This window comes from Pseudomonas sp. lyk4-TYG-107 (genome assembly GCF_030209055.1).
Taxonomy (GTDB): domain Bacteria; phylum Pseudomonadota; class Gammaproteobacteria; order Pseudomonadales; family Pseudomonadaceae; genus Aquipseudomonas; species Aquipseudomonas putida_A.
This window is the reverse complement of record NZ_JARVST010000004.1, coordinates 167,798-185,954: the sequence shown is the minus strand read 5'-3', so window position 1 is coordinate 185,954 and position 18,157 is coordinate 167,798. Positions and strand designations below refer to the sequence as shown.

The following is an 18,157-nucleotide window of genomic DNA, read 5'->3' as shown; positions in this document are numbered from 1 at the left end:
GTCTTAGTGGACCGGCAGTTCGACGCCGTCGAACAGCTCTTCCAGCTCCTGCTTGTTGTGGCACTGGATGGCTTTGGCCATCACTTCGCGGGTCAGGTGCGGGGCGAACTTCTCGATGAAGTCGCACATGAAACCTCGCAGGAAAGTACCGCGACGGAAACCGATCTTGGTGATGCTCGACTCGAACAGCTCGCTGGCATCCAGCACCACCAGGTCGTTATCGAGCTTGGTGTCGACCGCCATTTTGGCAACGATGCCCACACCCAGGCCCAGACGCACGTAGGTTTTGATCACGTCGGCGTCGGCCGCGGTGAACACCACTTTCGGCGTCAGGCCGCGATGGCTGAAGGCTTCGTCGAGTTTCGAACGGCCGGTGAAACCGAACACGTAAGTCACGATCGGGTATTCGGCCAGCGCTTCGAGGGTCAGCTTCGGCAGCTTGGTCAGCGGGTGGCCCTGGGGCACGACCACGCAGCGGTTCCAGCGATAGCACGGCATCATCACCAGATCACCGAACAGCTCCAGCGCTTCGGTGGCGATGGCGAAATCGACGGTGCCGTCAGCGGCCATCTCGGCGATCTGCATTGGCGAACCTTGGTGCATGTGCAGCGCCACGTCCGGGTATTGTTTGATGAAATTGCTGATCACCGGCGGCAATGCATAACGCGCCTGGGTGTGGGTGGTGGCGATCGACAGGGTGCCTTTTTTCTCGTTGGAGAATTCCTGGGCAATCTGCTTGATGCTTTCGACCTTGCGCAGGATTTCGCCTGCGGTGGTGATGATGCGCTCGCCGGCCGGGGTGACGCGGGTCAGGTGCTTGCCACTGCGGGCAAACACTTCAACGCCAAGTTCGTCTTCCAGCAGGCGGATCTGTTTACTGATACCCGGTTGCGAGGTGTAAAGGCTTTGGGCGGTAGCGGAAACGTTGAGGTCGTGGTGCGCCACTTCCCAGATGTAGCGCAATTGTTGAAGCTTCATATGTATCCCTCAAAGCAGGTAGACGCCACGGGCATCAGCGACGGTATATAACTATATTAATGGTTTGATGAATAAATCTAGAACTTTTTTATCAAAAGGCCATTATTCCCGCTTCAGCGATCCCCCCGGCGCCGGCGCTCCACCAATGGCACCAGATAAACCGGCACCTTGGCCAATTGCAGGACCCGAGTCGCCGTGCGCCCCAAAGGCGTTTCCGCCCCTACGCCGTGGCTGTGAGTGCCTACGATCAGCAAATCCACAGAGAGTTTCTGCACCTGGTCGAGAATCACCTGCGCCGGATCGCCCTGCACCACCCGAACCGCGCAAATCCGCTGCAGATCCTGCTCGCCCTCGTCGCCCAGCTCTTCGCGAAAACTGTCCAGTACCCGTTGCTCGATATTGGCGATGACAGTTTTCAGACCCTGACTGTGAAATTCGTTCAATGCCTGTTCGTCGAGATAACTCTGCAACACCGATTCGGCAAACAGCCCCATGGGTTCCACTGCATGCACCACATACAAGTCGGCATTGAATGTCCGCGCCAGTGCCAGGGCATGCTGCATCACTAAAGGTGCGTACAGACCGAGGTCAGTGGCATACAGCATCGAACGAATCATATGACCTCCTCGCGTGCCAACATGGCGGAGATTTGATTCAGCTTAGCAGTGCCTTGGCGAGTACGACGTGCGACGCAACGTCTTGAAGCACAGGGGCTTTAGATCGACGGTTCGTTGCTGATGCCATGCGGTACGTGACCGGTGGCGACCACTTCGCGGGCGGCCTCGCAGTGGCCGGTCTGATCGTCGAAGAACACATCGGCAGCGAAGGCTTCGAGAAACGCCGATTTGGTCAGCCCGCCGAGAAACAGCGACTCGTCGAGGCGGATGTCCCACTCGCGCAAGGTGCGGATCACCCGCTCATGAGCCGGTGCCGAACGCGCGGTAACCAGCGCCGTGCGGATCGGGCAGTCGTCTTCGGGGAACTCGCGTTGCAGCGCATTGAGTGCCGCCAGAAAGCCCTTGAAAGGCCCACCGCGCAATGGCTCGCGCGCCGACTCGCGTTCCTTGGCCTGAAACGCCAGCAGCCCGCCGGCCTGATAAACGCGCTCGGATTCGTCGGAGAACAACACCGCATCGCCGTCGAAGGCGATGCGCAACTCATCACTGGCCGCGCGACTGGCGCCGCCGGAGAGAATCGTCGCCGCGGCAAACCCGGCGTCCAGCGCGGCGCGCACATCCTCGGCGTGGGTGGACAGAAACAAGTCACAGCCAAACGCTTTGAGATAGGGATACGGACTGCGCCCGCCGACGAAGGCCGCCCGCGAGATGTCCAGCCCATAATGATCGATCGAGTTGAACGCGCGCAGGCCGGTGTCGGCACTGTTGCGCGAAACCAGAATCACCTCGACCCGGGCGCGGTCGAGGCGACTGTTGAGGCTCAGGAGTTTTTCCACCAGCGGGAACGCATCGCCGGGCGCGAGAATTTCGTCTTCGTGTTCAATCTGGTATTGCCGATAGGCTTCGACGCCGCTCGCCAGATAGACCTTATGACTCTCGCTCAGGTCGAACAAGGCGCGAGACGAAATCGCCAGCACCAGTTTGTCATCGATGTTCTTGGCCATGCCTTCCCCACTCCCCCGAAAACCGACTCAAGTGTTGCGTCGGTCGATAAAACTCAATGTGCGATACAGCGCTTCGATCCGTGGCAACTCACAGCCTGCCGCTTTGGCCGCAGCCAGTGGCCGGGCATAAATCGCCTCCAGTTCCAGCGGCCGTTTATGCAGAAAATCGTGGTACATGCTCGGCCAATAGTCGGGCATTTTCTCGGTCATCATGAACAGGTACTCGGCGTAACCGGGAGGAACGTCGTGACCGCAGGCCCTGGCGCCCTGCACCACTTCGGCCATCAACGCCTGGATCAGCGCGCGACTGTCCGCGTCGGCCATCAGCGGCGTGGTGCCGGCGCCGAGCAACACCGAGAGACCGTTGTAGGGAATATTCCACACCAGTTTCTGCCAGCGCGCCTGTTGCAGATTGGGCATCGCCTGCGAATCGATGCCAGCGGCGCGGAACAGACCGGCACCCTCCTCGACCAGCGCCATGCGCGCCGCTTCATCCGCCGCCGGGCCACTGTGATAGCCGACATTCACCGCACCCAAGGCCTGATGGGTGATGTGTCCCGGCCCTTCGCGATGCACGCAGATCAGGCACAGACCACCGAGCAGATGCAGGGAATCGGGCAGCAACTCGCGCAAGCTGTCTTCGACGTCCAGACCGTTCTGCAGCACCAGCACTTTCGCGCCGGGCCTGGCCGCAGCAATGATCGCCGGGGCCAGACCCGCGCTGCTGGTGGTCTTGGCGCCGACCAGCAACCAGTCGCAAGCCGGCATGTCCTCGGCCTTCGCATAGGCCTGCACCGGGTTCAGCGTCAGGGTGCCATGCACGGCACTGTCCACCTGCAAACCACGTTCGGCCACCGCCGAGAATTCACTGCGCAATAAAAAGTGCACATCGAAACCGGCCCGCGCCAGCATCAGACCGTAAAACCCGCCAATGGCCCCGGTGCCGATAATCCCGATCACCGGTTTGCTGTCTGCTCCCACCATCTATGGCAACTCCTCTGCAATTCGACCCAGCGCCTGCGCCACTGCCGCGTTCAGCGCAACGGCGGTCAGACGCGTGTGCAATGCCCCAAAGAACTCGCCGTCGCGTACCACAAACAGCGCCGGCAAATGAAAGACCTGATAGCGCTCCACCAACCCGCCGTTGTTGCCGGCATCGATCCAGCACAGGCGATCCACCGCCAGCTCGAACCCGGGCAACACCTCTCTGGCATAGCGGCAGCTGGAACAGCCGACGCTGGTGAAAATCACCAGCGAAACGCCGCTCATCGCCAGCAGCCGCTGGTCGGCGTCGAAATCGGTCAGCTCGGATTCGACCACTATACTGGGTGAAACAATGTCAAATGGCCGACACAGGGAGTCTGTGCTCATGGGACGTTTCATTCCTCATCCGGACGAAGTGCCGGTTGAATTAACCTTGCTCAAGCCCGAGTGTATTTCCAGGCAACAGCTGCACACTATCAGCCTCGGCGGGATCGCTTGCAATTATCACCGCGCGTGGCGCCACGGCACGGCGCTGCAAGTGCGCATGCCGACACTCAACGCCGAGATCTGTTATCCGGGCTATGTCGCGTGGTGTCTGCGGCGCAAAAAGGGCTATCTGGTGGGGATCGCATTCACCGATGAGCAGACGCTGTTCAGTGCCCGGATGGGTGAACAGGTGTGCCAGATCGAGCGTTATTGCCGCATGAACGAGGCCCACGACGATCTGCAGGATATTCAGGCGCTGGCCCTGCAATGGGTCGAACAACACGCCGACGAGTTCTCCCACGACAGCGTGCGCAAGGCTTTTGCCCAGCCAGTGCTGGATTAAAGCGGCGTTTGCCCATTGTCGAGCCGCGTCTGACGCGCTAAGGTTCGGCTCCCCGACGCGCTTAAATCTGCTGTGCTCCGCCGCGCGGGGATCGCTGGCGGCCGGCACCCGTGACCTGACGAGTAAACGATGGCTGATTTACCGATCAACGACCTAAACGTCGCCTCTAACGAGACCCTGATCACTCCCGATCAGCTCAAGCGTGATATCCCTCTGAGCGATGCTGCGCTGCGCACCGTCACCAAGGGCCGCGAAGTCATTCGCAACATTCTTGATGGCACCGACCACCGTCTGTTCGTAGTGATCGGCCCGTGCTCGATCCACGATATCAAGGCTGCCCACGAATACGCCGATCGCCTCAAGGTGCTGGCGGAGGAAGTCTCCGACACCCTGTATCTGGTCATGCGCGTGTATTTCGAGAAGCCACGAACCACCGTTGGCTGGAAAGGCCTGATCAACGATCCGTACCTGGATGACTCGTTCAAGATTCAAGACGGTCTGCATATCGGTCGCCAGTTGCTGCTGGACCTGGCCGAGAAAGGCCTGCCGACCGCCACCGAAGCCCTCGACCCGATCTCCCCGCAGTATCTGCAGGACCTGATCAGCTGGTCGGCCATCGGCGCACGCACTACCGAATCCCAGACCCACCGTGAAATGGCTTCCGGTCTGTCCTCGGCTGTCGGCTTCAAGAACGGTACCGACGGCGGCCTGACCGTGGCGATCAACGCCCTGCAGTCGGTGTCCAGCCCGCACCGTTTCCTGGGGATCAACCAGGAAGGTGGCGTGTCGATCGTCACCACCAAGGGCAACGCCTACGGTCACGTGGTGCTGCGTGGCGGCAACGGCAAGCCGAACTACGATTCGGTCAGCGTCGCCCTGTGCGAGCAGGCGCTGAACAAGGCGAAGATCAAACCGAACATCATGGTCGATTGCAGCCACGCCAACTCCAACAAGGACCCGGCCCTGCAACCGCTGGTGATGGAGAACGTCGCCAACCAGATCCTCGAAGGCAACCAGTCGATCATCGGCCTGATGGTCGAGAGTCATCTGAACTGGGGCTGCCAGGCCATCCCGAAAGACCTCGCCGACCTGCAATACGGCGTGTCGATCACCGATGCCTGCATCGACTGGTCCGCCACCGAGAACACCCTGCGCGGCATGCACGCCAAGCTCAAGGATGTTCTGCCGAAACGTCAGCGCAGCTGATCAGCGTTTCACGGGCATAAAAAAACGCCGGGCATTGCCCGGCGTTTTCGTGTGTGCGATTCAGATCTTGGCGGCGCGGCGCTGATGACGTTCCATGTAGCGCTCGACGTAGGAGCACGACGGGATCACCGTGTAGCCCATTTCTTCGGCGTACTGCAGCGCGCTTTCGGTCAGCGCGGCGGCAATGCCACGGCCGCGCAAGGCGTTGGGCACGAAGGTGCGATAGATATCCAGGGTCTGTTTCCCCAGATCCATATAGGTCAGGTAGGCACGATGACCGTCCACATTGGTCTCGAACTGATGACCAGCCTGGTCATGGTGGATGGACAACGCCTCGCTCATCACTACTCCTCGCGGGTCTCGAATTCTGACCCCTACCTTACCGATGTTTTTCCGGCGAAGGAACATCTACGCCACCCCGTGCCTGATGGACACCGAGAAAAACCACACCGGTCTCGCGCAATCGAGCACGTCATAAATAGTAGGCACCATTGGCGAAAATGCTCAAGGTGCGCTCGTCATCATGCTCGTTGAACGGGTGACTCCGATGGGCGTAGTGGCAGGCGCGGGGACGATCTTCCCCAGGCACTCGCCTGAACATTGCCGGATGTCGAGACTTAAGACGCAGCCTCTTCTTTAAAGTCACCTCAAGAGCGACAAAGATATGTGAGGTGTCATGCAAAATCGGAACAAAAGTGTAGACGAATTCATCTAGGCAGACTTGGTGCAAGACGCAGAAACAGCACCGGACAACGGGAACTTTTTCTCATTAACACGCTCAGGCCGGGGCCTGCAGCTGGATATTTTTTATACAGCCCGGTTAAAAGTTGCTCGAAAAAGAATCAACGCCTACAATTTTTTTTGCTTCTTGCGCTCCGTCAGTTTACTTACTACAAGTAATGGGTAGTATGTACGCCGGCTATTTCCTCAATCGGAGGAGAAAGCCACTTAATTGAAAGTCCTTGAAGGGGAACACGATGAACAACGTTCTGAAATTCTCTGCTCTGGCTCTGGCCGCAGTTCTGGCTACCGGTTGCAGCAGCGCATCGAAAGAAACCGAAGCACGTCTGACCGCTACTGAAGACGCAGCTGCTCGCGCTCAAGCTCGTGCAGACGAAGCATACCGTAAAGCTGATGAAGCTCTGGCTGCTGCTCAAAAAGCACAACAGACTGCTGACGAAGCTAACGAGCGTGCTCTGCGTATGCTGGACAAAGCTAGCCGCAAGTAATAATCCCTCGGGATTGTTATCAAGCCGACCCATTTTTTGGGTCGGCTTTTTTATTGCCGGTACTTTCCCCCGGGCAATAAAAAACCCGCCGACGCTGCACGCGCCTGCGGGTTTTGATCGACTTACTGCTGCAGGTCGATCGGGGTGTTCGAGACCATCGGCGCCGAGGTATTCGGTGTGCCGATTTCAGTTGGCAGGCCATCTTCGGCCGCTACCACATCACGCACGACATCCCAGTTCACGCGCAGGTTGTTGGTGACATCTTCGCGCTTGAGCATCGCATTGATCACTGCAGTGTGCTTGTCGACCACTGACGGGTTGCCCTTGTCATCGATGGGTGTGTGCGCTTCCAGATAGACCTTGCCGCCACTGCTGCCGAACTTGTAGGCATCGTTGAGAATGCGCACCGAAGTGCCGACCGGCACCATGGCCGCCATTTCCAGCACGTTGTTGTTGAACATGCGGAAGCAGCCGTGGCTGGTGCGCATACCGATGCCGAACTTCTTGTTCGAACCGTGGATCAGGTAGCCCGGAGTGCCCAGGGTGAACTTGAACGGCCCCAGCGGGTTGTCCGGGCCGGCCGGTACCACGTTCGGCAGCGGATCACCGTCGGCGGCGTGCTCGGCCTTGATCGACGCCGGAGGGGTCCAGGTCGGGTTCGGCGTCTTGGCAGTGATCGAGGTGTGTGCGATTGGCGAGCCCCAACCTTCACGCCCAATCCCCAGCGGGAAGGTGTACACCACGTTCCGGCCTTTCGGGTAATAGTAGAGGCGGTACTCGGCGAGGTTGATCACGATGCCTTCGCGTGGACCCGGCGGCAGAATGAACCGGGTCGGCAGGACGATTTCGGTACCGGCGCCCGGCAGCCAGGCATCGACGCCCGGGTTGGCCGCGACCATTTCCGAATAGCCCAGGTCGTACTTGGTGCCCAGGTCAGCGAAGGTGTCTTCGTATTTGGCCTTGATCACCTGCACCTGGCCGATGATGTCCTCACCGGGTGGTGGCAGGGGAAACTCCAATGCAGCAACGGGACCGGCCACACACAGGGCGGCAAGTGACAGGCAGCGGGTGACGGCAGGAAAGCGCGGCAACATCCGGAAAATCCTTCGCATGATCAACAAGGGTATAAGAGCGCGATTGTACACCGCACCTCGGGAATTCGGGGAGATGCGCCGATGGCCAGCCAGAAGTCTTCATGTAGGAGCTGTCGCAGGCTGCGATCTGTTGATCCTAGAGTTCGAAACGCAACTCAGGCCAGATCGGCGAGGTGCCGCGCTTCTGCGACTCGAGAATCGCCCGGCACAACGAACACAGACGCTGATCCTGAAACACCCGACGATCCACACTCGACCAACGCGGTTGGGCTGGAAGCAGACTGCCACACAACGTGCGGTCTGCCGAGCCACCGAGTTCGAGCTGACGGGTCACCAGATGCACCCGCACTTCCTGGCAGGCGAACAGATCCAGCTGTTCGTCAGGCTCGATCAGTTGGTAGGCAAACAGGGACCAGGCAGGACGCGGCATCGGGGGCTCCAAATAAGGGGGCGCCACATTAGCCGAAAGCCTGCCACTAGAAAAGCCTCATAACAGCGGTTTTAGCGTCGGCCAGACATTTTCCAGCAACTTGCCCTGAGCCCCGGCGGCCGGGTGCAGACCATCGGCCTGCATCAGCTCGGGATGCCCACCCACGCCGTCGAGGAAAAACGGCACCAGCGGGATTTTTTTATCGTCCGCAAGTTTGCCGTAGACCTCGGCAAAGGCATCGGTGTAACGCTTGCCGTAGTTGGGCGGCAATTGCATGCCCAGCAGCAACACCTTGGCGCCACTCTGGCGCGAGCTGTCGATCATCGCCGCAAGGTTTTGTTGCAATTGCGCTGGCGGCATTCCGCGCAGGCCATCATTGCCCCCAAGCTCGAGGATCACCAGTTCCGGCTTGTGCTCTGCAAGCAGCGCCGGCAGGCGCGCCTGGCCTCCGGCACTGGTGTCGCCGCTGATCGAGGCATTGACCACTTTGTCGTCAAAACCCTCCTGCTTGAGCCGTTGCTCGAGCAGCGATACCCACCCCAGGCGGGTATCCAGTCCGAAACCGGCGCTGATACTATCGCCAACGATCAGGACAGTACCCGCCGCTGCGTTCTGGGCCATGCACATCAAGGCCAGGCCAGCACTCAAAAACCAAACACGCATCGGATTCTCCATGGGCGCAAGCATTCTCACCGCGAAGAACCTCAGCAAAGTGGTTCCCAGCGCGGAAGGTGAACTGACTATCCTGCACGAACTCAGCCTGGAACTGAACCAGGGCGACAGCCTGGCCATCGTCGGCGCGTCCGGTTCCGGCAAATCCACCCTGCTCGGCCTGCTCGCCGGCCTCGACCTGCCAAGCAGCGGCGAAGTCATCCTCGCGGGGCAAGGCCTGAGCAATCTCGACGAAGACCAGCGCGCGCGCATCCGTGCCGAACACGTGGGTTTCGTCTTTCAGTCCTTCCAATTGCTGGACAGCCTCAACGCCCTGGAAAACGTCATGCTGCCGCTGGAACTCGATGGCCGCAAAGACGCCCGCGAACGCGCCACCGAACTGCTGCAACGGGTCGGTCTCGGCCAGCGCCTGACGCACTCGCCACGCCAGCTCTCCGGCGGCGAACAACAGCGCGTGGCGATTGCCCGGGCCTTCGCTGCCGAGCCGGACGTGCTGTTCGCCGACGAGCCCACCGGCAACCTCGATAGCCACACCGGCGAGCGCATCAGCGACTTGTTGTTCGAACTGAACAAGGAACGCGGCACCACCCTCGTGCTGGTGACCCACGACGAACGCCTGGCCCATCGCTGCCGGCGCCTGATCCGACTTGAAGCCGGGCTGCTGGTTGCCCCTCTGGAGCCTTGATGGCACGTCTGCCGCTGTTGCGTCTGTTCAGTCTCGCCCTACGTCAACTCATGCGCGATGCCCGCGCCGGCGAATTGCGCGTGTTGTTTTTTGCCTTGGTCGTGGCTGTCGCGGCGAGTACTGCCATCGGCTACTTCGGCGCCCGCCTCAACGGTGCGATGATGCTGCGCGCCACCGAGTTCCTTGGCGCCGACCTGGTGCTTGAGGGCAGCTCGCCGGCCCGCGACGAACAGATTCGCAGCGGTACCGAGCTGCGCTTGAATCATGCGCAGGTGGTGGAGTTTTCCAGCGTCATTGCCACCGACAACGGCATTCAGTTATCGAGCATCAAAGCCGTCGACCGCGCCTACCCGCTGCGCGGCGAGCTGAAAAGTGCCCCGGCCCCGTTTGCCGCTGAAACCTCGGGCGGCGAGCCGCAACCCGGTGAAGCGTGGGTTGAAGCTCGTCTGCTGACTGCGCTGGATCTGAAGATCGGCGACAGCATCGACGTCGGCATGAAAACCCTGAAGCTGACCCGCGTGCTGACTTACGAGCCGGATCGCGCCGGCAACTTCTACAGCCTCACGCCTCGGGTGATGATCAACCTCGAGGACCTCGCCGCCACTGGTGTGGTCCAGCCCGGCAGCCGCGTGAGTTATCGCGAGTTGTGGCGCGGCGAACCGCAGGCGCTGGAAACCTACCGACAACTGCTCAAACCCGGTCTGGCCGCCAATCAGCGCATTCAGGATGCGCGCGACGGTAACCGGCAGATCGGCGGCGCGCTGGGCAAGGCCGAGCGCTACCTGAACATGGCCAGTCTGGTCGCGGTGCTGTTGGCCGGCGTGGCCGTGGCGCTGTCGGCCAACCGCTTCGCCAGTCGCCGCTTCGATGCCAGTGCCTTGCTGCGCTGCCTTGGTTTGTCGCGTCGGGAAACCATGTTGCTGTTCAGCATTCAACTGACCGTACTCGGCCTGTTCGCTGCCCTCAGCGGCGCAGTGCTCGGCTGGCTGGCGCAACTGGGCCTGTTTGCCCTGCTGCATGATCTGCTGCCAGCGGACGTCCCGCCCGGCGGTCTGTTTCCGGCGCTCGCCGGGATCGGCACCGGGCTGGTGGCGCTGGCCGGCTTCGCCCTGCCGCCACTTGCCGCGCTGGGTCGGGTGCCACCGCTGCGGGTACTGCGCCGCGACATGCTGCCGATTCCGTCGAGCACCTGGATGGTCTATGGCGCGGCGCTGGGTGCACTGGGCCTGATCATGTGGCGCCTGAGTCTGGATCTGCTGCTGACCTTCGCCCTGCTTGGCGGTGGCGTGGTCGCTGCGCTGGTGCTGGGTGGCTTGCTGCTGTTGTTGCTCAACAGCCTGCGCCGAATGCTCGCCCGCGCGCCGCTGCCGTGGCGTCTCGGTCTGGGCCAGTTGTTGCGTCATCCGCTGGCGGCGGCCGGGCAAGCGCTGGCGTTCGGTTTGATCCTGCTGTCGATGGCGCTGATCGCCCTGCTGCGTGGCGAGCTGCTCGACACCTGGCAAAACCAGTTACCGAAAAACGCCCCCAACTACTTCGCCCTGAACATCCTGCCGGCGGACAAACAGGCCTTCACCGATCACTTGATCAAGGTGTCCGCGCAGGCGGCGCCGCTGTACCCAGTGGTGCCGGGACGGCTGATCAGCATCAACGGCGAACCGGTGCAGCAGATCGTCAGCAAGGATTCGGCCGGCGACCGCGCGGTGCAACGCGACTTGAGCTTGACCTGGGCCGCCGACCTGCCGGCCGGCAACAAGCTCACCGCCGGTACGTGGTGGACCGGGCAACCCTCGGACGACGTACCGGGCGTGTCGGTTGAAGGTAAAGTCGCCGAAAGCCTCAAGCTCAAACTCGCCGATCACATGGTGTTCAGCGTCGGCGGGGTCAATCGTGAAGCGAAAGTCACCAGCCTGCGCGAGATCAACTGGGACAACTTCCAGCCGAACTTCTTCATGATCTTCCAGCCCGGCACCCTGAAGGATCTGCCGGCGACTTACCTGACCAGTTTCTATCTGGCACCCGGTCACGATCAGCAGATCGTCGAGCTGTCACGGGCATTCCCGGCGGTGACCATCCTTCAGGTCGAAGCCCTGCTCGAACAGCTGCGCAGCATCCTCGCCCAGGTCACCCTGGCGGTGGAATACGTGTTGTTGTTTGTGTTGGCGGCGGGGATGGCGGTGCTGTTCTCCGGCTTGCAGGCAACCTTGGATGAACGCATTCGCCAAGGTGCGCTGCTGCGTGCGCTGGGCGCGCAACGGCAGTTGCTGATCAAGGCGCGGCGCATCGAGTTCGGCTTGCTCGGTGCGGTCAGCGGTTTGCTCGCGTCCATCGGTTCGGAAGTGGTGAGTCTGGTGTTGTATCGCTATGCGTTCGATCTGCCATGGCATCCGCATCCATGGTTGCTGATGCTGCCGTTGATTGGCGCCGCGCTGATTGGCGGTGCCGGGGTGTTCGGCACGCGTCGGGCATTGAATGCGAGTCCGCTGACAGTCTTGCGCGAGGGTTGATAGACTCCAGCCTTCGTCACCACAAGAAGTTGCCATGAGCCGTTATCGCCCTCCCCGCACCGCCGGCACCGCGCTGATCACCCCTGAAGGTGAAGCGCGGATGCGCGCCGAATTCCATGAGCTGTGGCATGTGCGCCGCCCGCAGGTAACGCAAGCGGTCAGCGAAGCAGCGGCGCAGGGTGATCGTTCGGAAAACGCCGAGTACACCTACGGCAAGAAAATGCTGCGCGAGATCGACAGCCGCGTGCGATTTCTCACCAAGCGTCTCGAAGCACTGAAGGTCGTCAGCGAAAAACCCAGCGATCCGAACAAGGTCTACTTCGGCGCCTGGGTGACCATCGAGGACGAAGACGGCAAGCAGTCGCGCTACCGCATCGTCGGTCCGGATGAACTGGATCTGAAACTGGGTCTGATCAGCATCGACTCACCACTGGCCCGCGCCTTGATCGGCAAGGCGCTGGACGCCGAAGTCCGGGTACAGACGCCAACCGGTGAGCAGTTTGTCTATATCGTGGCGATCGAATATCCCTGAGCGTTTCAGCGGCGAGTGATCAAACCCTGCCGCGCAACGCGGGTCAGTTGCTTGATCATTTCCGGCGCGTCTTCAGCGCTCGGTGCCTGAATCACCGCCAGGTCAAAACTGTCACTGGCAAACCGCGCCAGCGACTCGCCATCTTCAACGAACTGGATCAGGAACGCGGCAGGACCGCCGCTGCGACGTGGCCAGCCATCGAGATAACGCAACAGCGTTGGCTGATGTTTGCCGCCAAGCAGGATTTTCGGGTTGCGCTGGGTGATATGTGCCGTGATCGGCGCGGGACGTGCTGGAGGGCGTAGTGCATTCATCGTGTCGTGTCTCTGCCTCAAAAGTCTGCATGGCAGGTGAGAGGCAACACCGAACCAGCGCTTTAGCGGTATTTCGAAGCCCTGTTCCGGCTTCTGACGGCAACTGTCTGAGTCACCTGGCGCCCCGCAAGTAGCTGTTTAAATCGGCGCATGAGCAACATCCTAGATAACGTGACCGATGAGTGTCAAGAATCGGCCGCAACAAAAAAGGCCCGCACAATGCGGGCCTTTTGCTTGAGCCAGAGCGCTCAACCGGCGATGGCGCGATCCACCGACAGCTTGCCGGCGCCTTCGATCATCACCGCGAGGCTGCCACCGAGCAGCGCCAGAGCGAACTCGTAACCGTTGTTGGCCATGAACAGACCGTTGCTGATGTGTACGGTGAAGATCGCCACCAGCGACAGGAAGGTCAGACCCAGCGCTGCCGGGCGCACCAGCAGGCCGATGATCAGCGCCAGACCGGCGAAGAACTCGGTACCGCCGGCCAGCGTGGCCATCAGGTAACCCGGGTGCAGACCGATGCTGTCCATGTATTGCGCGGTGCCCGCCAGACCGTAACCACCGAACAGACCAAACAGTTTTTGCGAACCGTGGGCGGCGAAGATCACGCCGACCGCGATACGCAGAATGGTCAGGCCGTAACCGGCGCGAGTGAACAGAACCTTGTTGATCAGAGAGCTCATGGGGCATTCCTTGTTTTGCGAGAAGTGTGTTGGGATTGGCCGCTATATTAATCAGTTAAATTCATGTTAAAAGCGCAATTATTCCGCTATAACAATCAAATTATTAGATCATTTCCGTGAAGCGACTTTCTGTCCCCGGGGCTCCAGCGACTCCCGTTCCCGGTCGAACGCCAAGTAATACTTGTTCACGCTATTAACATAGCTGACGGGGCCCATGCCCACCTGCTCCATGGCGATGCGCTCGACCTGAAAGAACCACTGGTTCGGATTCAGCCCGCGCCGCCGTGCCTCGGCGCGCATGCCTTGCACCCGCTCCGGGCCGATGTTGTAGGCCGCCAGGGTGAACGCCATGCGCTCGCGCTCATTGAGTTTCGGACTGTTGAAAAACTTGCGGCGAATCATCGCCAGGTACTTGGCCCCGGCCTGCACATTCGCATCGAGATTCTGGATGTTGCTCACACCGACTCGCTGCGCTGCGGACGGGGTAATCTGCATCAACCCGGTCGGGCCACTGCCGCTGCGGGCGCTGGGTTGCAGGGCTGACTCCTTGAAGGCCAGCGCCGCCAGATTCAGCCAGTCCATGCTTTGCGCGTCGGCGTGTTTTTGCAGGGTCGGGCGCAGTTTCTCCAGACGCTGACGGTCAGCCTTGGCCAACGGATAATGCACTTTGTAGAGCCGTCGATAGATCCGCAGAAACTCCGCATCCTCGTTCGCCGGCTTCCTGTAGCCGACCAGGAAAAGATCGATGCTCGCCCGCAGCATCGAGGCATCACGGCGCACGAACCAGTATTCCTCACCCGGCTCGCTGATCATCAATTGTCGGTCGAAACGCAGCTTGGGCAGGATCTTGCCCCAACGCTCGGCGATCGGTTGCTCGACGACGGTCAGGTGGAAAATCCCGCCCTGCACCATCTCCAGCACGTCCTCGACCGCCAACGTAGGGTCAACCCATTCGATCTTGATCGGCGCCAGTTTGTGCAACGCCAGTTTCTGATTGAGCTGGCTGACTGCCTCCCCCGCCGCGCTGCCGGTGGGCAAGGCCAGGATCTTGCCGGAAAGCTGCTCGACCTTGGTGTAACGGCGCTCGCCCTTGATGCCGACCAGCACCAGCGGCACGTTGCTGGCGATCGGCTCACTGCTGGCCACCGCGTGGCCGGGTTGCAGATCGAGCAGCTCACCGGGCGCGACCAGATCACCTTCACCACGCTGCAACGCGCCGAGCAGCTGATCCTTGGCTTTGGGAATGATCTTGAGGGTAATTTCCTGACCATCGCGGGCGTGGCCATTGAGGTATTGCTCGAAGGCGCGCAGGCGATGGTATTCGACGCCGATGGCCTGACCCTGGACTTCACCGGAACTGTTGCGACTCTGATTGACCAGCACGCGCAACACGCGACTGCTGCGGATCTCCGACAGGTCACGAACCTTGGCGGCCGGCACGGCTTGCTGTGGCCCGGGCAAGCGCGCAACCGCCGTTATCGGCAGCAGCAGCAGCGACGCGCACAACAGGAGCAAAACCGAGGGACGATGCATCCACTCTCCGGAAAGAATACGGGGTGATTTCACCGCTGAACGGTCGAAATCACCGACGAAAACAGAGCGCCTGGAGCGCTGGCAAAGTGCGAGAGACTGGCACAGTGATGGCTTTTCTGCCAACCCGGGCTACGTCATGGCATCAAAAGACAGCTATAACTCGTTGTAGTTCTTGGCTTTTCTTATAAATCTACAGCTCTGGTATGCTTTCCGGCCTTCGGCCCGAGGTAGAACCATGCAACTCATCGATATCGGCGTCAACCTGACCAACCCCAGTTTCGCCGAAAAACATCAGGCCGTGCTCGACCGCGCCTACGCTGCCGGGGTCTGCCAACTGGTGCTGACCGGCACCAGCGTCGAGGGTAGCGAGCAGGCGCTGGAGCTCTGCCGGCAACTGGATCAAAGCGGCCAGCGGCTGTTTGCCACCGCTGGCATTCACCCGCATTCGGCCAGTGACTGGAACGCTGACAGCGCGCGTCGTTTGCGCAGTCTGCTGCAAGAGCCAAACGTGGTCGCCGTGGGTGAATGCGGACTGGATTTCAACCGTGATTTCTCGCCGCGCCCGCAACAGGAAAAAGTCCTCGAAGAACATCTGGCGCTGGCGGTAGAACTGCAGTTGCCGGTGTTCCTGCACGAACGTGATGCCAGTCAGCGTCTGCTGGAAATCCTCAGGGACTTCCGCGATCAACTGCCCGCCGCCGTGGTGCACTGCTTTACCGGCGAGCAAAAAGCCCTGTTCAGTTACCTCGATCTGGACCTGCACATCGGCATCACCGGCTGGATCTGCGACGAGCGCCGTGGCACGCATCTGCACCCGCTGGTCAAGGAGATCAAGCGCGGACGACTGATGCTCGAAAGCGACGCGCCGTACCTGCTACCTCGCACCTTGCGCCCAAAGCCGAAGAACGGCCGTAATGAACCGGCATATCTGACCGAGGTGCTGCGCGAAGTGGCGCTGCATCGGGGCGAGACCGAGAAAGATCTGGCTGCGCACACAACGGCGTGTGCCCGCGCGTTCTTCAACCTCCCCGCCCTGCCCTGACACGCCAGAATCCCCCTGTGGGAGCGGGCTTGCTCGCGAAAGCGGTGGTTCAAATGTCAATGATGTTGGCTGACACGCCCTCTTCGCGAGCAGGCTCGCTCCCACAGGGGGCGATGTGTTCTTTTGATATGTATCAAGATCTTCAGATCTGCATAGCGGCACAATGCTGGCACCTTGCCAAAACTGTTTCCGCTATCAGAGAAGACCTCCATGGGTGCCTGGCTTAGCAATATCTCGCTGAAATACAAATTCTGGGCGGTCAATGCGGTCGCTTTCGTCACCACCCTGCTGCTGGTGCTGTATGCCGTGCAGCTTGAGCAGCAGGCACGCAGCCACGCCTCACAGGCTTCCGCACAGGCCCAGGCGCAATTGCTCAAGGCCTGGCCGGCTGGGCAGGCGCTGCCCAAGGCCGATCAGGTGCTGACCTTCAAACGCGGGGAAGCGCCGCGCCTTAATGATCAACCGCTGCTGGAGATCAGCGACAGCAACGGCTGGAACGAGATCAATCATCTGCCGCTGTTCGGCAACAACCCGCTGCTGGGCGCTGAAGTGTTCAGCCGTGCCGACGGCGAGCAAGTCGCGGTCATCGCCTATGGCCCGAGCCTGGCGCAAGTGTTCAGTGATCGTTTTGCCAACTACGCGGTGGCGGTGTTCATCCTGATGCTGGCCATGCTCGGCGCTTCGCAGTTGCTGATCCGCTTCCTGCTCAGTCAGCTCAACACCTTGAAAGACGTGATGCTGCATGTAGAGAAGAGTGGTGATCTCTCGGCCCGCGTGCCGCTGGCCTGCAAGGACGAAGTCGGGCAAATGGCCAATGCGTTCAACGCGATGCAGGCCGGTTATCAGCGCGTGGTCACCACCGTCGCCAACACCGCGCGGCAACTCGACGTCGGCGCTGCGCGTCTGGCGGCGAGCATGAACGAAGTGCGCCACGGCATGCTCGGTCAACAGAGCGAGACCGATCAGGCCGCCACCGCGATCAACGAAATGACCGCCACGGTTTACCACATCGCCCAGCACGCCGGCGCCACCCGCGACCTGTCGCAGACCGCCGATGGTCTGGCCGGCAGTGGCCAGCAAGTGGTCAGCCGCGTGCAACAGTCGATTGCCGGACTCTCCAGCGGTGTGCAGCAGACTGCCGAAATGATCCAGCGCCTGGCCGAAGACAGCCAGAAGATCAACGGCGTAGTCAGTGTGATCCACAGCATCGCCGAACAGACCAATCTGCTGGCGCTGAACGCCGCCATCGAAGCGGCCCGTGCCGGCGAGATGGGCCGCGGTTTTGCGGTGGTTGCCGACGAGGTGCGCAATCTCGCCAAGCGCGTGCAGACCTCCACCGATGAAATCACCACCATGGTTTCGGCGCTGCAGGCCGGCACCCGCGATGCGGTGGACTTCATGCAGGAGAGTTCGTACAAGGCCGATGACTGCGTGCAGCAGGCGCAGGAGGCCGGCGAAGCACTGGCGGAAATCACTGGCGCCGTGGCGCAGATGCGCGAGAGCAACACGCAGATTGCGGTGGCGGCGGAGCAACAAAGCCAAGTGGCGGAAGAGATGAATCGGGCGGTGGTGAGCATTCGTGATGTGACCGAAAACACCGTGCAACAAACCGTGGATTCGGCGACTACCAGTAATGAGTTGGCGACGTTGGCCGGGGAATTGAGCAAGGCCATCGGTCAACTCAAACTTTAAGGGACTCATCGCGAGCAGGCTCACTCCTACAGGGGATTTGTGTGCGCAGCAGATCCTTTGTAGGAGTGAACCTGCTCGCGAAGGCGTCAGCCGGATCAACATCGAATCCGGCGATAACGCCTATCACCA

20 protein-coding genes are annotated in these 18,157 nt (G+C 60.8%); 8 read left to right on the top strand and 12 right to left on the bottom strand.

The genetic code is table 11. The features are described 5' to 3' along the window. Positions 1 to 3: 3 nt before the first annotated feature. The 5 genes from cysB to QRN61_RS04840 all read right to left on the bottom strand — a co-directional run bounded on the left by cysB (position 4) and on the right by QRN61_RS04840 (position 3,970). Complete coding sequence (gene cysB, locus QRN61_RS04860) at positions 4 to 978, bottom strand: HTH-type transcriptional regulator CysB (RefSeq protein ID WP_007908591.1); 975 nt, start codon at positions 976 to 978, stop codon at positions 4 to 6. Between the two features lie 113 nt (positions 979 to 1,091). Beyond that, the gene (locus QRN61_RS04855) at positions 1,092 to 1,595 is read right to left on the bottom strand and encodes a universal stress protein (RefSeq protein WP_027613453.1); all 504 of its coding nucleotides are present in this window, start codon (positions 1,593 to 1,595) and stop codon (positions 1,092 to 1,094) included. A 98-nt stretch (positions 1,596 to 1,693) separates the two neighbouring features. After that, positions 1,694 to 2,599: a 5'-nucleotidase gene (locus QRN61_RS04850; protein ID WP_027613454.1), complete on the bottom strand. Its 906-nt coding sequence runs from the start codon at positions 2,597 to 2,599 to the stop codon at positions 1,694 to 1,696. Between the two features lie 27 nt (positions 2,600 to 2,626). Further along, positions 2,627 to 3,583, bottom strand: coding sequence for a putative 2-dehydropantoate 2-reductase (locus tag QRN61_RS04845; protein ID WP_027613455.1), 957 nt, complete (start codon positions 3,581 to 3,583; stop codon positions 2,627 to 2,629). Then, a complete protein-coding gene (locus QRN61_RS04840) occupies positions 3,584 to 3,970 on the bottom strand; it encodes a thioredoxin family protein (RefSeq protein ID WP_027613456.1) in 387 nt (128 codons plus the stop codon). Here QRN61_RS04840 and QRN61_RS04835 point away from each other — a divergent pair. Beyond that, positions 3,969 to 4,412, top strand: a complete 444-nt coding sequence (locus tag QRN61_RS04835; RefSeq protein WP_003226800.1) for a PilZ domain-containing protein — start codon at positions 3,969 to 3,971, stop codon at positions 4,410 to 4,412. The two genes, QRN61_RS04840 and QRN61_RS04835, sit on opposite strands and share 2 nt — an antisense overlap. A gap of 129 nt (positions 4,413 to 4,541) precedes the next feature. Then, positions 4,542 to 5,618 carry a 3-deoxy-7-phosphoheptulonate synthase gene (locus QRN61_RS04830; protein ID WP_027613457.1) on the top strand — a complete coding sequence of 359 codons (1,077 nt, stop codon included), beginning with the start codon at positions 4,542 to 4,544 and terminating at the stop codon, positions 5,616 to 5,618. A 60-nt stretch (positions 5,619 to 5,678) separates the two neighbouring features. Here the strand turns inward: QRN61_RS04830 and QRN61_RS04825 are convergent, their stop codons facing one another. After that, complete coding sequence (locus QRN61_RS04825; protein WP_003226804.1) at positions 5,679 to 5,960, bottom strand: GNAT family N-acetyltransferase; 282 nt, start codon at positions 5,958 to 5,960, stop codon at positions 5,679 to 5,681. A 635-nt stretch (positions 5,961 to 6,595) separates the two neighbouring features. Here QRN61_RS04825 and oprI point away from each other — a divergent pair. Next, positions 6,596 to 6,847 (top strand): outer membrane lipoprotei OprI, encoded by a 252-nt coding sequence (gene oprI / locus QRN61_RS04820; protein WP_025113130.1) that lies wholly within the window; start codon positions 6,596 to 6,598, stop codon positions 6,845 to 6,847. Positions 6,848 to 6,969: 122 nt separating this feature from the next. Here oprI and QRN61_RS04815 read toward each other — a convergent pair whose 3' ends face one another. From QRN61_RS04815 to QRN61_RS04805, 3 genes are all read right to left on the bottom strand, one after another. Continuing rightward, the gene (locus tag QRN61_RS04815; protein WP_027613458.1) at positions 6,970 to 7,941 is read right to left on the bottom strand and encodes a L,D-transpeptidase family protein; all 972 of its coding nucleotides are present in this window, start codon (positions 7,939 to 7,941) and stop codon (positions 6,970 to 6,972) included. Positions 7,942 to 8,077: 136 nt separating this feature from the next. Next, positions 8,078 to 8,371 (bottom strand): hypothetical protein, encoded by a 294-nt coding sequence (locus QRN61_RS04810; protein ID WP_003226812.1) that lies wholly within the window; start codon positions 8,369 to 8,371, stop codon positions 8,078 to 8,080. Positions 8,372 to 8,428: 57 nt separating this feature from the next. Then, positions 8,429 to 9,034, bottom strand: coding sequence for an arylesterase (locus QRN61_RS04805; RefSeq protein ID WP_285373351.1), 606 nt, complete (start codon positions 9,032 to 9,034; stop codon positions 8,429 to 8,431). A 10-nt stretch (positions 9,035 to 9,044) separates the two neighbouring features. On the opposite strand from QRN61_RS04805, the gene QRN61_RS04800 reads away from it, so the two are divergent. From QRN61_RS04800 to greB, 3 genes are read left to right on the top strand one after another with little or no spacing between them, the layout of a single operon-like run. Further along, a complete protein-coding gene (locus tag QRN61_RS04800) occupies positions 9,045 to 9,728 on the top strand; it encodes an ABC transporter ATP-binding protein (protein WP_007964778.1) in 684 nt (227 codons plus the stop codon). Beyond that, positions 9,728 to 12,232 (top strand): ABC transporter permease, encoded by a 2,505-nt coding sequence (locus QRN61_RS04795; RefSeq protein WP_285373350.1) that lies wholly within the window; start codon positions 9,728 to 9,730, stop codon positions 12,230 to 12,232. Before QRN61_RS04800 ends, QRN61_RS04795 begins: the two co-directional genes overlap by 1 nt. A 34-nt stretch (positions 12,233 to 12,266) precedes the next feature. After that, the gene (greB, locus tag QRN61_RS04790) at positions 12,267 to 12,764 is read left to right on the top strand and encodes a transcription elongation factor GreB (RefSeq protein WP_016770885.1); all 498 of its coding nucleotides are present in this window, start codon (positions 12,267 to 12,269) and stop codon (positions 12,762 to 12,764) included. Positions 12,765 to 12,769: 5 nt separating this feature from the next. Here the strand turns inward: greB and QRN61_RS04785 are convergent, their stop codons facing one another. The 3 genes from QRN61_RS04785 to QRN61_RS04775 form a co-directional block, all read right to left on the bottom strand. Further along, complete coding sequence (locus tag QRN61_RS04785; protein ID WP_003226820.1) at positions 12,770 to 13,078, bottom strand: hypothetical protein; 309 nt, start codon at positions 13,076 to 13,078, stop codon at positions 12,770 to 12,772. Positions 13,079 to 13,326: 248 nt separating this feature from the next. Then, positions 13,327 to 13,761 (bottom strand): DoxX family protein, encoded by a 435-nt coding sequence (locus tag QRN61_RS04780; protein ID WP_007964771.1) that lies wholly within the window; start codon positions 13,759 to 13,761, stop codon positions 13,327 to 13,329. Positions 13,762 to 13,869: 108 nt separating this feature from the next. Continuing rightward, positions 13,870 to 15,294 (bottom strand): MltF family protein, encoded by a 1,425-nt coding sequence (locus tag QRN61_RS04775; protein WP_285373349.1) that lies wholly within the window; start codon positions 15,292 to 15,294, stop codon positions 13,870 to 13,872. 235 nt (positions 15,295 to 15,529) lie between these two features. Between QRN61_RS04775 and QRN61_RS04770 the strand changes: the two genes are divergently transcribed. Both QRN61_RS04770 and QRN61_RS04765 read left to right on the top strand, forming a co-directional pair. Then, a complete protein-coding gene (locus QRN61_RS04770; RefSeq protein WP_285373348.1) occupies positions 15,530 to 16,336 on the top strand; it encodes a TatD family hydrolase in 807 nt (268 codons plus the stop codon). Between the two features lie 210 nt (positions 16,337 to 16,546). Further along, positions 16,547 to 18,028 carry a methyl-accepting chemotaxis protein gene (locus tag QRN61_RS04765; protein ID WP_098964916.1) on the top strand — a complete coding sequence of 494 codons (1,482 nt, stop codon included), beginning with the start codon at positions 16,547 to 16,549 and terminating at the stop codon, positions 18,026 to 18,028. Positions 18,029 to 18,157: the final 129 nt, after the last annotated feature.